The organism is Bacteroidales bacterium (assembly GCA_016707785.1).
GTDB lineage: Bacteria > Bacteroidota > Bacteroidia > Bacteroidales > UBA4417 > UBA4417.
The window spans coordinates 128,389-143,178 of sequence record JADJGZ010000016.1; the positions used below are offsets into that span (position 1 = coordinate 128,389).

Genomic DNA, 14,790 nt, shown 5'->3' on the forward strand with positions numbered 1-14,790 from the left:
GTATAAGTATTATTTCAGCCAAATTCTTCTTCAGCAGGAAGATTTAGTAAAGCTGTTGCCGCTGAAGCTGGTTGTAAGATTTTCGTATCTGTTAATATCCTGCCATCCCTGAGTACTATGCTTCTTTGGCTAAAAGCAGCAATATCCGGCTCATGGGTTACAAAGGCGATGGTTTTCCCAGCAGAATTCAGTTGCTGGAATAGAGCCATGATTTCATAGGATGTTCGTGAATCAAGGTTTCCTGTAGCTTCGTCCGCCAGAATGATGACCGGATCATTTACCAATGCCCTTGCAATAGCTACCCGTTGCTGCTGCCCACCCGACATCTGGTTAGGTGTATGGTGCATACGATCTGCCAGTCCCACCGATTCCAGCACATGTATAGCTCTTTCCTCCCTTTCCCTTGCCTTGACTGCTGAATTATACATCAAAGGGAGTTCTACATTTTCGAGGGCAGTAGTCCGGGGAAGTAGGTTATAGGTTTGAAAAACAAAACCAATTTTCTGGTTTCTAAGCAGGGCCCTTTCATTTTTCGACATACTTTGTGCCGGAATGCCATCCAGCAGATACTCTCCTTCGGTGGGCGTATCAAGGCATCCAAGTATATTCAGAAGGGTTGATTTACCTGAACCGCTTGTCCCCATGAAAGTGACGAATTCCCCGGCTTTTATCATGAAAGAAACCCCTTTTAAGGCATTTACTTTCTGGCTTCCCACCATGAATTCCCTTTTAATCTGCTTTGCTGTAAGTATCTCGCTCATTACTTTACTTTTGAATTTTCAATATAAACAGGGTTAACGATTACTTCTTAGCTCCCGGTGGTTTAGGCATAAAAGGACTTTGGGCAGATGTGGTTTCATTGCCGGATACCGTTTCTGTTCTATAGGAAACTACAACATGCTCACCTTTCGAGAGGCCTGATATGATTTCCGTCCGGGTTTCATCAGTAAGTCCTGAAACAACTTCAACTGGTTTAATTTGCCCTTTTTCCATCACCCAGACAATTGAATTACCCTTTTGCGGAAACCTCTTAACCACGGTGCTATCAGGCATGAAGCGAAGTGCTCTGGCTGGAATAGTAAGTACATTTTCAGCTGTATTTGTGAAAGCAGTGATACTGGCAGTAAGCCCGGGTTTCAGCTTCAGTTCGGGATTTGGGGCATCAATCACCACACTGTAAGTAACCACATTTGAATTTGTAACAGCCTGTAAACGAACCTGTTTAACACTCCCTTCGAATGTATCGTCAGGATAAGCATCAACTGTGAAGGAAACTTTTTCACCTTCTTTTACTCTTCCTATATCCGCTTCATCTACATCAGCCACCACCTGCATTTTAGTGAGGTCCTGGGCAATGGTAAACAAAGTAGGGGTATTGAAACTTGCAGCAACGGTTTGTCCTTCATCCACAGCACGGCTCAACACTACACCATCGATCGGTGAATAGATCATGGCATAACCCAGATTGGTACCGGCACGCTCCACCTCCGATTTCATCTTGGCCACGTTGGCTTTGGCTGCACTAAACTGGTATAAAGCTGATTCATAATCGGTTTCACTGATGGCTTTTTTTGCCAGCAGTTGTTCCATCCGGTGGAAATTTGCCTCCTGGTAAACAAACTGGCTCTGTGCCGATTGCAGATCGGCCTCAACCGAGGCAAGTTGCGCCAAAAGAGGTGTTTTGTCGAGTTCAGCCAGGAGCTGTCCACTCTTTACATTGGAATTGAAATCAACATAAATTTTCTTGATAACCCCTGAAACCTGGGTTCCTACTTCAACCTGCTTTACCGGCTCCACAGTGCCCGTTGCTGTAACAGTTAAGGATATAGATCCGATGGTAACTTCCTCTGTAATATAGGAAATCGTCCCTTTCTGCTCGCCACCACGGAGCAAAGCCAGAGAAACGGCCAGGATGACAAGGATCCCCAGGGTTGCATAGATTATTTTCTTTTTGGTCATATCTGTTGTTGTTTAAGTGATTTGTCTAATGGAAGTTTTTCTTAGAATCCAGGAGATAGAATTGAAAATAAATGTTCCTGGATCATGAAAACTACTTTGAGTTCTGACGCTCCAAGCCGGGGTATTCTCCGGGGGGAGTAAAAAATGCCACGAATGCACGAATGAAGAACGAATGAATGAAGCATGTTTTTTGAATTCTGGATTCTGGATTCCCCTTCCTACCTGCTTAAAGCTCAATTCTCTTTTGCCTGTAGAAATCGAGGATTTTCTGATTTAACACAGTAGTATATTTTGCCTGAAGGTATTCCTGTTGGGCATTGAGGTAGAGTGTCTTCTCGGTGAGAAGATCCACCGAGTTTTTCATGCCCAGCCTAAACTGCTCATTTATTAAATCATAGCTGATTTTCGACGCTTTCAGTTGATCTTTAGCTGCTACAAACCTGCTCTGGGCAGAAGATGCATCGAGGTACGCATTTTCGATTGAATGGAGCACTGTTTTTCGGGTGAGGCTGAGATCGAGTTCAGCTGTTTTCTGAGAAATTTTCGCTTTTGAAACAGCGGTCTTAACCTGTTTATTACTGTAAATCGGAATACTTAAGGTCAGGCCGGCATTTTGATAGAAATTATTCCCTAGCTGAGTAGCAAACTGGTTTCCTGAAAGACTGGAATACCCTGAAGCCAGGGAGGCATCCATGGCAAGCGTTGGCAGTTTACCGGCTTCTGCAATTTGAACAGCTATTTGTGCCTGACCAACGGCCAGTTGACCATTTTGCAATTCCGGCATGAAACCCAGGGCTGAAATATACACTTGTTGCTTTTCAGGAAGCAGGGAGAGTACCTGATCATCATCAATTTCAGGATAAGCTATATCAAAAGGTTCATTGATATTAAGCTCCAGCATTTGTTTCAGGTTCAGTAACTGTCGCTCAAGACTGGTCCTGGCACTTACTACTGAATAATTTGCTTCGCTGAGCTGAGCCACTAATTGCATGTAAGTAGATTCTGAAATTGAACCTGCATCATAGAGAATTTTTGCGCGATCTACCTGAGATTGAGTGGAAATCTGATTATTTTCTGCATTCACCAATGCTTCCCTGGCATATAAAACCTGGAGGTATAGTGATGAGATTTCAAGCTCAATGTTATTTTGGGTAGCCTGTTGATTCAATCCGGCACTCTGCACGGTGAGTGCCTGTAATTCAATTGTGTTTTTAAGTTTATTTCCATTGTACAGTAAAACAGAAGAACGGATACTATAATTCCCTGTTAATGAATTTGACTCATCGTCCGGACTTCCCGACTGGGCTTTCTGGTGAGTATAGGATTGATTGGCAGATGCAGAAAGAGATGGATAGAGTGATGCTTTTGCAGCTTCCAGGTCAAGCTCAATGCTTTTAACCGACTCATTGAGTTTTTTAATCTGGATATTATTGGCCAGGGCATAATCAATACAAGCCCTTAGTGTCCAGCTAGCAGCAGGTTGCTGAGCCATAGCTGACTGAAAGAAGAGTGTGATAAAAAGGCTGATTAGTATGAAGATACTTTTCTTTTTGGTCATGATCCGGGAATTAAGAATGAGCAAAAGTATCTCCTTGATAGTGAGCCCTCAAACTATATATAAGTTGGTGACATGTTTCAGGACGAAGTGCAAGAATTTATCGACGAAGTAATAAACACTATAAATTTTTAGGATACAAGAATCAGAATACAGTATACCTGATCAACAATTACAGAATTATGCTATTATTGCATCGCTTAATTTACGATAAATCAGAAAGATACTTTTTGGGAACAGACTTACTTAATTACCTGACAAACAACTTTCTTTCTTTAGTGAGTGCTTCAACTCCTATTAAAACAAGCCTGAAAAACTTCAAGATGAAAAGTCTATTGATTACAATTAGTATTCTACTGTCCTTCACAGTTTCTTCACAAACGCTACCCAAAGTAGTTTCAGGCGGTATTTCCAGGATTGAAAACTTCCCCTCAGCGTATGTCACTTCAAGAAATATCGATATCTGGCTACCTGCCGGTTATTCAAGCTCGAAGAAGTATAATGTACTTTACATGCATGATGGTCAGATGCTTTATGACTCCAATACAACCTGGAACCATAGTTCATGGAATGTAGATGATGTATTGACAACCATGATGGAAAAGGGAAGTATCAGGGATGTGATTGTTGTGGGTGTGTGGAATGGCGATAAATCAAGGCATTCGGATTATTTCCCTCAAAAACCCTTTGAGTCATTATCACCTGAACAAAAGGAATCAGTTTACACAGCCGCAAGGGGTAATGGATATTCAGTTTTCAACGATTACAAGATTCAATCCGACAACTACCTGAAATTCATCACTCTTGAGTTAAAACCCTATATTGACAGGACTTATTCCACATTAAAAACCCGGAAACATACTTTTATAGCCGGCAGCAGCATGGGAGGGCTCATTTCGATGTATGCCATCTGCGAATACCCTGATGTATTTGGGGGTGCAGCCTGTTTAAGTACACATTGGCCCGGGATTTTCAAAATGGATAACAACCCCATACCGGAAGCTTTTTACGATTATCTCCGCCTTCATCTTCCTAATCCACGTTCGCATAAGATTTATTTCGATTATGGAGATCAGACTCTGGATAGCCTGTACCCACCCCTCCAGGAAAAGGTTGACCAGGTTATGAAAGAAAAAGGATTCAACTCCTCCAACTGGATTACCCGGTACTTCCCCGGCGAGGACCATAGTGAGAAAGCATGGAATAAGCGTTTTGACATTCCAATGAACTTTTTACTCAAAAAATGATAACTCTTTTTGAATGAGTAAGTATTACTGGTCGGGGATAAGTCGTGATGAGCGAATCAAAGCCATCAGCGATATACAGGCAATTGTAGATAAATATGCCACAATTATCAATTTTCAGCGTTTTTCTGATATTTCACTAGGACTGATCCTTGAGTTGGAAGAAAAAGATCTTCTGTATCTCAGGAAAGAGCTTGTAAAAATTCTGTTAATTGATGAAAACCGGGTGGAAAAATCGGGCACTGAAAACAATTGCATGATATTTCTGAATATTACTTTTGCACTGGGAACCGGAAATATGATCATTGAAGTACCGGAAATTCCTGGATAGGGTTACAATAATTGCTGAAATAAAGGATCATAAGTGCAAGAATTCCGACGGCTTAAATTCACTTTATCTTTTTGTATGAAAACACTTTACAATCTGATTCTCCTTTCAAGTTTCTTGCTTGCCGGAATTAACTCAGCAAACCTGAAGGCCCAGGCTTTTTTGGAGTAAATGTCAAGCCATCCTATCAGCCAGAAACCTATGTAAAACTTCAGCACCCGGAATGGAGCAAAAATGCCACCATCTACGAGGTGAATATCCGTCAATACACCAAAGAAGGTACATTCAAAGCATTTGAAGCCCACTTGCCCCGTTTAAAAGCAATGGGTATTGACATACTATGGCTTATGCCCATTCAACCCATTGGAGAGAAAAACCGGAAAGGAACATTAGGCAGCGAATACTCGGTGAAGGATTATTATGGGGTTAATCCCAGTTTGGAACGATGGATGATTTTAAATCCCTGGTTAAAAAAGTACATGAGATGGGGATGTATTTAATCCTCGACTGGGTGGCTAATCACTCAGCCTGGGATAATCCCCTGGTAACAGAACATCCGGAATGGTACACCCGGACGCTGGAAGGAGACTTTCAACCTACTCCCTGGTATGATTGGGAAGATATCATTGATTTCGATTACAACCAGCCAGGACTGAGGGAATATATGACAGAGGCACTTAAATTCTGGGTAAAAGAAACCAATATTGATGGTTACAGATGTGATGTGGCAGGTTTTATCCCGGTCGATTTCTGGGAATCCGTCAGAAAGCAGTTAGATGCTATCAAACCGGTTTTTATGCTGGCTGAATGGGAATCACGTGACCTGCACAGGTATGCTTTCGATATGACTTATTCCTGGAGTTTATGGGATAAGATGAAGGAGGTAACTACCGGTCATAAAAACATTGGTGGATTAGTGGAATACATGGCTCATGATGTGAACACTTTTCCCCGGGATGCTTACCGGATGACTTTTACCGATAACCATGACAAAAACTCCTGGGAAGGAAATCCATTGCTGAACTTTGGAGATGGACTTGAAACCAGTATTGTACTAGCCGCCACAGTAAATGGAATGCCATTGGTTTATAGCGGGCAGGAAGCCGGACTTAATCGTTCACTGGCATTCTTCGACAAAGACCTGATAGAATGGCGGGAACACCCTTTTTACGAGATTTACAGGAAACTTTTCACCCTGAAACACACAAACAAGGCCCTTTGGAATGGGGCCTGGGGCGGCGAAATGGTTAGAATTTTCAATGATCAGCCTTCAAAGGTGATTTCATTCTCAAGGGAAATGAATGGGGATAAGGTGATACCTATTTTTAATTTCAGTAATGAAAATGTAACTGTCAAATTGAAGACCAGCCATCATTTTGGAAATTATACCGAGTTGTTTACAGGCAAAGTTTTCCGGATAAGTGGAGATGATGTAATAACTCTTAATCCGTGGGGATATCTTGTGCTGGTTTTGGACTAAGTGATTTTGGCTTTTTGTGTCGGGGGCAAAGTGCTGAGTGCTGAGTGCTGAGTGCCCCGAAGGGGAACCTTTGGCTCTGAGTGCTGAGTGCCCAATTGGGAAGCATTTGGTTCTGAGTGCGGGGTCTGTCTGACCAGGGGAATCTTGCTTAAAAGGAAAATATTCACAGCGGGCAGGTGAAGAGTGAAAAATGAAAAATGAAAAATGAAAAACGAAAAACCTACTTACTGCCTAAAGCTGCCTGACCAGGAGAATTTTTTAATAAGAAAATAAAAAACGTAGAGCAAATCAAAAATCCATCCGCCGGTTGGCGGACCAAGTCTCATTCGCCAGCTTGCGGACCAAAACGTCCCAAGTCTCAAATCCAAAGTCCAAAATCCAAGCCCAATCTCACCTGCGAACCAAAACCAAGGCTTCCTTGAGGAAAATCAACGAGCTAAAGAATTTCCCGAAGCAATCTGAAATCAAACATCCGAATTCAAACATCCAACATCCGACATCAACATCCGACATCCGACATCAAACATCCGACATCAAACATCCGACAGGAGGAAAGTGTGCCGAATTAACCCTCCTAATCCGACAGGACCCGGGCATCCCACCACTTTCCTTTTCCTTTTTTTCGTTGCAGTTTTAGATATTTATTATCCTCGCCACAACGATACAGCCCACCTGTAGCAATACTCAAGTCAAACAATCTATTGCTTCAAACAATGGGATTTCTTCTTGTTGCATGTTTTTATAAATTAATTCTCCCTCACTTCTATAAAAGCTGTATCCGTACTCATCCCTGTAAAAACACCGTATCCATTCTTAATTGAAGTTACAGGGTCGGTAATATTATTTGAATTTGCTGAGATCTGCTGATACAGGTCAGCAAAATCCTGGTTCACCTTGAATAAGACTATACGATAATGTCCAAAAAACTGCAGATTCCTCATACCCAGCCTGGTTCCCGACGACTGAATGGGTGAAATACTCTGAATGGTGGGCACATCAGTATCTTCCATGACTTCATTTATCAGGTCAGGGGTGCTTTCGAGGTATTCAATGGTAACATAGTAATAACTGTCATCATCATTGGTCCAGGTTACATCAATATCCTCCATCGGGCCACTGCCAAATCCACCACTGCTGGTAATTCGGTCAGTATAAATGACATGGTCGGAGAGATAAAAATCAACAGGCTTTTCGGGGATCTGTGTGGATGAACTCACTGAATCACTACCATAATAGAAAACCATTGTAAATGAAGTACCAGCCTCCACTTTATTATTTCCCAGCAGGAACTGGTATTCACCTGAGCCCATATCGCTCATTGGCAAACCATTCAATAAAATGTTAAGCCCGGTTATACCTTCTTTCACCTCGAGGGTGTCTTCCGAAAACGGCAGTAGCCTGGAAACATTTACCCTGATGCTGCTATCCCCGGCGTATAAATAGGATTCCACGATGGCGATTTCATCGGAATTCAGAGGATCGATGAGTTCTTTGCCGCAGGAATTGAACATCAAAATGAATACAACTGATAAGATTATCAGGAGTTTAGTTTTCATAATTACCTGATTTGAAGTGTTACTGAAACATTGGGAGTAATCCCCAGGAGGTTAACATTGGTTTCCGTGAGGCCTGTTTCATCCACGGTAAATTCCTTGTACCACACATTCTTACGATTATACACATTGAACAGGGAAAACCCTATGCTGCCCTTCCCGGTTTCACCCATGGTAAAATCATATTTTGCTGACAGGTCGAGCCGGTGGTAATCGGGCAGGCGGGAGGCATTTTTAGTCCCGGGAATGATGATACTTTTTGTTGTTCCATCAGGCATAGTCAGTACATAGCCCCCAATAGGCTGGGTGTATGGCATTCCGGTAGAATACACCCATGTTCCTGACAAGGTCCATTTTTTAATTTTATGGATAGCTACTATTTTCAGTTCATTGGTTACATCCTGTGAGGCAGCGAAATAGCCTTCGCCATATACCGGGAATTTGTACCGGGTTTCGGATAAGGTATATCCAATCCATCCGCTGAATTTTCCGAATTTTTTCTGTAGCAGCAGGTCAAAACCCCGGGTATAACCTGTTCCTTCATAAAAGAGGGAGGAATAGTCAATGCTTTCACCGAAGCGGTGGTTGAAACGCAAGGTATATTCAGTAAGACCTGCAAGTCTTTTATAGTAAACCTCTGCATCAATAAGGACATCCCTTGTTTCGTAGCTGGCTCCTGAAATAAAATGAATGGAGCTGCTTACCGGGATATTATCCCCGTTTGAGAGTATCCATATATCCCTGCTCCCGGCCTGGATATCTTCCCTGATGATCCTGTTTGCAAACTGGTAGTACAAACCCGTGGATGCTTTAATCTTTAATTTGGAAGTAGCATTGATGGAAGCCTGGAAACGGGGTTCGAAATAGGGTTTGCCGGTGTTGCTGAAATAGGATACTCTCAACCCGGGGAGTAAGGTTATTTTTTTATCAAAAGGATTCAAACGGTTCTGGACATAGGCTGCAATCAGGTCCCCTTCGTTCTGCATATCCAGTATTGAAAGGGTATCATTCTGCAGGAAAGAATAGGCAATATCATAATGATTGTATTGAGCCCCGAATTCTACCTGGTTCTGGTCGTTCCATTTCCATTCATTATCGGTCTTAAAGCAAAAATCCTTTAGTGCATTTTGTTCCACAGAACCATTATTGAACACACTGCTGGTTCCATCCTCATTAAAAATTGTGCGGGCATCACTCCTATCCTTCGAATTGGAATAATCGGAAATGGATACCAGGTTATTGGTATAAAGTTTTTCATTCCATTTCCTGGACCATTTTGCACTGCTCCCCCAATTCCCCCATTTGGTTAGGTCGGTTATTCCTCCACTTATACTCATCCCTCCCCTTGAATGGTTCATATCACGGGAATTATCGAAATAATCCTGTCCACTGAAAAAGCTGAAGGAAACAATGTCTTTGAGGGTAAACTTATACGTGACTTTGGCATTCAGATCATAGAAGTAGGATGTTGGTTCCTGTTCCTCTATCATCCTGGGCATTCCTCCAGGCCCGGCAGGCCTTATTTCTTGTGGCACCACATTATCCTGGCTGAAGGAATCAAACAACTTTTCATAAAGGAACGACTTGTACGACCTCCTGGCGGCAAGGAATACAGAGCCTTTTTCCTTTCAGGGGAATTTCGACATAGCCGTTTACTCCAATAAACCCGGCATCAATCCCACCATTGAATTTTTGATCATTACCGGTTTTCCCGATAATCTCCATCACAGAGGAAAGCCTTCCCCCGTATTTAGCCTCGAACCCTCCCTATATAGTTGCACTTCCTTGATAGCATTGGGGTTGAAAGCTGAGAACATCCCAAACAGATGTTCCTGGTGGTAAACTGTGAATCCATCATACAGGATTAGGTTCTGGTCAGGGGTTCCCCCTCTCACAAACAGTCCGGCTGAGGAACCACTGCCTCCGCCAATTCCGGGCATCAGCTGGAACGTCCTGAAAATATCCTTTTCCCCCAAACTTGGCAACTCAGCTAATTTAGCAGGAGCCATTTTTATCAGGTTTCCCCCTTCAGAAGCTTTAAGTAAGTCCTCCCGCTGTCCTTTAACTTCTACTGTTTTTAGCTGGGTAGTTACCGGATCCATCAGAATAGTAATTTCATGAACATCGGCATGAGGACTTAGGTAGAAGAGTTGCTTGTAGTAGCCAAGGTAAAAAACAAGGATAGCAGAGGTGTCGGTAGGGATGTTCGGAAGTGTAAAATATCCGTCGATATTCGATGAACAGCCCTTACTGGTTCCCCTTATCAGCACTGAAGCGAAAGGTAAAGGTTCTCCACTTTGCCTGTCCTTGACAATCCCGCTTGCTGTGAAATTGAACTTGGTAGGCTTTCCTTTAAATTTCTGGTTAGCTGAAGTGAGTTTACTGGCATTGAGTATTGAACGTGGTATAACTTTGATGTGATTCTTGTCATCCATGAAATAACCCACTTCCGGATTATTACGAAATACCACTTCTACGGCTGTTGCAATTGGGGTATTCGTAAAAAGATAGTCCAGGGTAAAACCTTTGACCATCGCCGAGTCATATTCTATATCAGCCTTATACTTGAATTTGAAATCTCCGAGGACTTTCACCAATGGTGTGCTCCAGTAATACTCAGAAATCCTGATTCCTTGATCGTCCTGCGCATGGATGGGCATAACCTTAACAAGCAATAAGGCCATTAGGATGATACCAAAAAGATAATGAAGAGTGGAAGGCTTATGCATCATTTGTTATTACATAGTGATGAGGCAGCAAAATTCTACGCATCCTTCGGACGGGCAAAAATGAAATATACGTTGACAAGATTTATACCGATGAATCACCACATTTTATCTATTGAGATTATTCTATGCAAATGTTATTTCAGTTTGGAAATCAATTACTAATGAGCAAACTCTGCATTATGATTGCTTGTCCCATGAGTGCTTCAGAAATATTCAGGGTGATATCGTGATACCAAAAATTGAAGACAATCATTCTATATAACATGCATAATACCTGGTCATTAACTATCAAATAACTCAATTCATCAACTTTATCATTATTAGATTGTTGTATTAAGAAACATTCTAAATAATACCTATATGAAAACAATAGCTACACTCTTTACGGGGATAATTCTCCTCATACTTACGGTGTTACCAGGGGAGGCGTTGGCAACAAAACATGTGATCAACGTTCAAAATTATACATTCAGCCCTGCAAATATTAATAATGTTACTGTGGGTGACACTATGCGATGGGTCTGGGTTTCAGGTTCACACACAACAACCTCAACCACCATTCCTTCAGGCGCTGCTACATGGAATAGTCCGATTACAAGCACAGTAACTTCCTATGAATATAAAGTAACCAAAGCAGGTACCTATAATTATAAGTGTACACCTCATACAGGAATGGGCATGGTGGGATCCTTTGTAGCAACTGCATCTGTGCCAACATTGACATTATTTCCTCAAAATCGAAATGTTGGGTATATAGCCGGATCAACTTCTTTCAGTGTGACCTCCAATGCAATATGGACAACCTCCACCGACAGGGACTGGTGTACAGCAACCCCATCGGGTTCCGGTAATGGGACGATTGTAGCTACTTACCTGGAAAATCCAACTTCAGCCACACGTATTGCTACCATATCCATTGAAGTGGAAGGGCTTGAACCCAGCCAGGTGACGGTTACACAAGATGGTTCCACACTATCTGTGGGTTCAGATCCATCAGCATCATTCCGGATTTTTCCAAATCCCGCTAAGGACAAGGTTGTGATTAAAATGGATAACCATCCAGGTGAAAAAGTTTCACTTTACATTTTTGATGCGATCGGGAACCAGGTATATCAATCTAAAACTATTGAAGATGAAGCCGTTACACTTAACCTAGCCTCTTTGCCCAGGGGAAGTTATTTTGTTCGCTGGATATCAGGAAGTGATGTACATGTGAGCAAGCTACTTCTTATTGATTAACAATGATCCTCCGGAAAATACTTCTATAATATTCCGGAATGGAGGTGTTGATTTCCGATTAGATTTGAAGATGCCCTGGATAGTCCAGGGCATCTTTGGTTTTCCTGTAATGAACAATTGCATGATTCAAACAAACAAATTAGCTTGTAAATCTTTAATTTTGACTTGGTTTTGAATAAGAAATTTGACAACTATAATCTTCACTTTATGAAATGGACAATTCTCACCTTATTGCTTGTTACTTTCCTTTTTCAATCATGTAACACAAGCAAGGAAGTAGTCACAGCCAGGAATAGCAACAACTTATTGTCATCTGTTTCCTGGTTTCAGAATTCTGCAGAGATGACGGCACTTTATTACCAGGGATTTAATATCGCCAAACTCCGCCTGGATGAACAACTGGCTACCAACAACAGTCTAAAACCATTGGCGGTAGTGGTTGACATTGATGAAACCATGCTGGATAACAGTCCATATGAAACTATTGTGATTACAAAAGGAGAACAAAAGGACGGATGGTATGATTGGACAACAAAGGCTTCAGCAAAAGCACTTCCCGGGGCACTGGAATTTGCCCATTATGCCGAAAGCAAGGGTGTTCATATCTTTTATACTACAAACCATGACTACCAGGAACAGGCTGCCACCCTGCTGAATCTGCAGAAAGAGGGATTTCCTTTTGCCACAAATGACCACCTGCTTACAAGAAGCGACACAGCCTTCTACAACGGCAATACCAGCTCTAAAGTAGGGCGAAGAGCAAAAGTTTCCTCCACACATGAGATTGTGCTTCTTATAGGTGACAATCTGAATGATTTTTCAGAAGTCTTTGAGGACCGGTCAGTTAATTATGGGAAAGATGCCGTAGAAAAGAATAAAGCACTCTTTGGCCAACGGTTTATCGTTCTTCCCAACCCTATGTATGGTGCCTGGGAGAAGCCACTTTATGATTATAAAAAGAATCTCACGGAAGATGAAAAAACGGAGCTGATGCTGAAGAAGCTTAGGTAAAAACTATATCTTGCGTATGCCACCAAATAATGACAGATCCTTGGGTGTTTTGCAAACAGATAATTAAAGTTTGATCAGTTTTTGCATAATACTCTGCGGTTTGTCCTTCAGATCAATTTTCAGGATATATATCCCGGATGATATGCCGGAGATATTGAAAGGGGGAATACCTGGCAAGATTGGAGTATGATGGCGTTGCTTCTTTTGAAAGGCTGCATTCAACATCAAGTATGGCTTCTATCTGATAGGTGATATCACCGGCAGGTGCATTCAGATCCGTATACTGGGTAATTCCTCCTGAAACAGATGCCAGAAGCTGCAGATTGTCAGAAGTTGAACCTCTGTAAATATTATAGGTCAATAACAAAGCCCCGTGGTAATCACTCCACATCAGGTTCCAGGTATTTCCAACACCCTGGTTAATAGCTAAATGCACCGGACTATGACCAAAACCCATATATGATATGTTACACTTATCAATCACATTCATAGCATACCATTCTGTCTTTACCGCAGGATTGGAAAGTATATCTACATATTCACCCGGAGCGGATGCTGAAAAACCTGCCAGCCTGATGGGCTGACCGGCGATAGTCCCGTCTTTGTAAATAAATACAGAATCGGCTGTTCCTAATGCGGGTTCATTCCATAGGATCATATAATGTGATGAGGTTGAGTCCACAGTAACCATGCATAAATTCGGAGAATACCATTCATTCTGGAGTAGCACAGTGATTGAATCAGTGCAGGTAGTGCCATTGGAATACAGCACTGTTGCTGTGTAAATAGTGGGTTCCATTGGACTGGCAACCGGAGATTCAACATCATCAGCACTCAGGCCTGTGGATGGTTCCCAGTGGTAGGATACTGGTGCAAAAGAGGAGTAAAGGAACCCGTTAGCACCAATAACAAATAACCGTTTGTCATCAGGACAGGCAATATCATTGATATAACCAGGGAAAGAATAATTAATGTTTTGATATTCAGTCCCATAATGACTAAACTTGTTGATATCATAGATTGAAGCACTGTATCCGGTTGAATCATCCAGCAAGGCAATGCTTAAGAGTTTCCCAGCCAGGATAACTACGTCCAGCTTTCCCTCCATCTGTTGTCTCAAAGGTGTTTATAGCTTGCGGTTATATCCACCGCATTTTCACTGGTAAATGCAATATCTCCTCATAAACACTGTATTCATTTGCTTCAGCAGTATTAATCCAAGGTGTTTCCACCATGTGGTTCTAAGGAAGACATTGGTATTTTGTTATAGTCATGATCCCCTGCAATAAATCCATTTGTTTCATTCACAAATTCAATATCACGAATCTTTACTGTAGTCCCTGAAGGAATGGAATCCCAGGTAGTTCCACCATTTGTGGTTTTAAGAATAAGCCCCATTTCTCCGATCGCTATATAGGTGTTTTCATTGATACAGGTAATCCGAAACTGCTTCCATGCATCTTCATAAACAACCTCCCAATCATCCTCCGTTGGTGTTTTAGCCATTGGCGAAAATTTTTTGAAGCAATTACACCTGTCTGCTGAGAAGTAAAACTTACAGATATCCAGTCCTGCACAGGCAAATACTCAATGACACTCCAGTTTGAACCACCATCTGTTGTCTTGAGGATGGTACCCCCATCACCTGCAATATACCCAACCATTTGATCCGCAAATATGATCTGGTTCAAC

At 42.0% G+C, this 14,790-nt stretch carries 13 protein-coding genes and 1 pseudogene; 5 read left to right on the top strand and 9 right to left on the bottom strand.

The annotated features are described in order from the left end of the window. Positions 1-14 precede the first annotated feature (14 nt). The 3 genes from IPH84_10950 to IPH84_10960 all read right to left on the bottom strand — a co-directional run bounded on the left by IPH84_10950 (position 15) and on the right by IPH84_10960 (position 3,517). On the bottom strand, positions 15-761 hold the full coding sequence (locus tag IPH84_10950) for an ABC transporter ATP-binding protein (protein MBK7173727.1): 747 nt from the start codon (positions 759-761) through the stop codon (positions 15-17). 40 nt (positions 762-801) lie between these two features. Then, a complete protein-coding gene (locus tag IPH84_10955) occupies positions 802-1,959 on the bottom strand; it encodes an efflux RND transporter periplasmic adaptor subunit (GenBank protein ID MBK7173728.1) in 1,158 nt (385 codons plus the stop codon). Positions 1,960-2,185: 226 nt separating this feature from the next. After that, the gene (locus tag IPH84_10960) at positions 2,186-3,517 is read right to left on the bottom strand and encodes a TolC family protein (GenBank protein ID MBK7173729.1); all 1,332 of its coding nucleotides are present in this window, start codon (positions 3,515-3,517) and stop codon (positions 2,186-2,188) included. Positions 3,518-3,837: 320 nt separating this feature from the next. On the opposite strand from IPH84_10960, the gene IPH84_10965 reads away from it, so the two are divergent. The 3 genes and pseudogenes from IPH84_10965 (at position 3,838) to IPH84_10975 (ending at position 6,566) form a co-directional block, all read left to right on the top strand. Continuing rightward, positions 3,838-4,761 (top strand): alpha/beta hydrolase, encoded by a 924-nt coding sequence (locus tag IPH84_10965; protein ID MBK7173730.1) that lies wholly within the window; start codon positions 3,838-3,840, stop codon positions 4,759-4,761. Between the two features lie 13 nt (positions 4,762-4,774). Next, complete coding sequence (locus tag IPH84_10970) at positions 4,775-5,089, top strand: hypothetical protein (GenBank protein MBK7173731.1); 315 nt, start codon at positions 4,775-4,777, stop codon at positions 5,087-5,089. Between the two features lie 239 nt (positions 5,090-5,328). Then, a pseudogene (locus tag IPH84_10975) lies at positions 5,329-6,566 on the top strand (alpha-glucosidase C-terminal domain-containing protein). A 746-nt stretch (positions 6,567-7,312) separates the two neighbouring features. Here the strand turns inward: IPH84_10975 and IPH84_10980 are convergent. Genes IPH84_10980 through IPH84_10995 form a run of 4 tightly spaced genes read right to left on the bottom strand, consistent with a single transcriptional unit; the run spans position 7,313 to position 10,848 of the window. After that, positions 7,313-8,122, bottom strand: a complete 810-nt coding sequence (locus IPH84_10980) for a DUF4249 family protein (GenBank protein ID MBK7173732.1) — start codon at positions 8,120-8,122, stop codon at positions 7,313-7,315. 2 nt (positions 8,123-8,124) lie between these two features. After that, on the bottom strand, positions 8,125-9,654 hold the full coding sequence (locus IPH84_10985; GenBank protein MBK7173733.1) for a TonB-dependent receptor: 1,530 nt from the start codon (positions 9,652-9,654) through the stop codon (positions 8,125-8,127). 34 nt (positions 9,655-9,688) lie between these two features. Beyond that, entirely contained in the window at positions 9,689-9,844 is a 156-nt protein-coding gene (locus tag IPH84_10990; protein ID MBK7173734.1) for a hypothetical protein, read from the bottom strand. Then, positions 9,844-10,848 carry a TonB-dependent receptor gene (locus tag IPH84_10995; GenBank protein MBK7173735.1) on the bottom strand — a complete coding sequence of 335 codons (1,005 nt, stop codon included), beginning with the start codon at positions 10,846-10,848 and terminating at the stop codon, positions 9,844-9,846. The genes IPH84_10990 and IPH84_10995 overlap by 1 nt, the downstream gene beginning before the upstream one ends. Before the next feature lie 360 nt (positions 10,849-11,208). On the opposite strand from IPH84_10995, the gene IPH84_11000 reads away from it, so the two are divergent. Further along, the gene (locus IPH84_11000) at positions 11,209-12,087 is read left to right on the top strand and encodes a T9SS type A sorting domain-containing protein (GenBank protein ID MBK7173736.1); all 879 of its coding nucleotides are present in this window, start codon (positions 11,209-11,211) and stop codon (positions 12,085-12,087) included. 207 nt (positions 12,088-12,294) lie between these two features. Continuing rightward, positions 12,295-13,098, top strand: coding sequence for a 5'-nucleotidase, lipoprotein e(P4) family (locus IPH84_11005; GenBank protein ID MBK7173737.1), 804 nt, complete (start codon positions 12,295-12,297; stop codon positions 13,096-13,098). 112 nt (positions 13,099-13,210) lie between these two features. Here the strand turns inward: IPH84_11005 and IPH84_11010 are convergent, their stop codons facing one another. Continuing rightward, positions 13,211-14,206, bottom strand: a complete 996-nt coding sequence (locus IPH84_11010; protein ID MBK7173738.1) for a hypothetical protein — start codon at positions 14,204-14,206, stop codon at positions 13,211-13,213. Between the two features lie 104 nt (positions 14,207-14,310). Further along, positions 14,311-14,604: a hypothetical protein gene (locus IPH84_11015; protein ID MBK7173739.1), complete on the bottom strand. Its 294-nt coding sequence runs from the start codon at positions 14,602-14,604 to the stop codon at positions 14,311-14,313. Between the last annotated feature and the right edge of the window lie 186 nt (positions 14,605-14,790).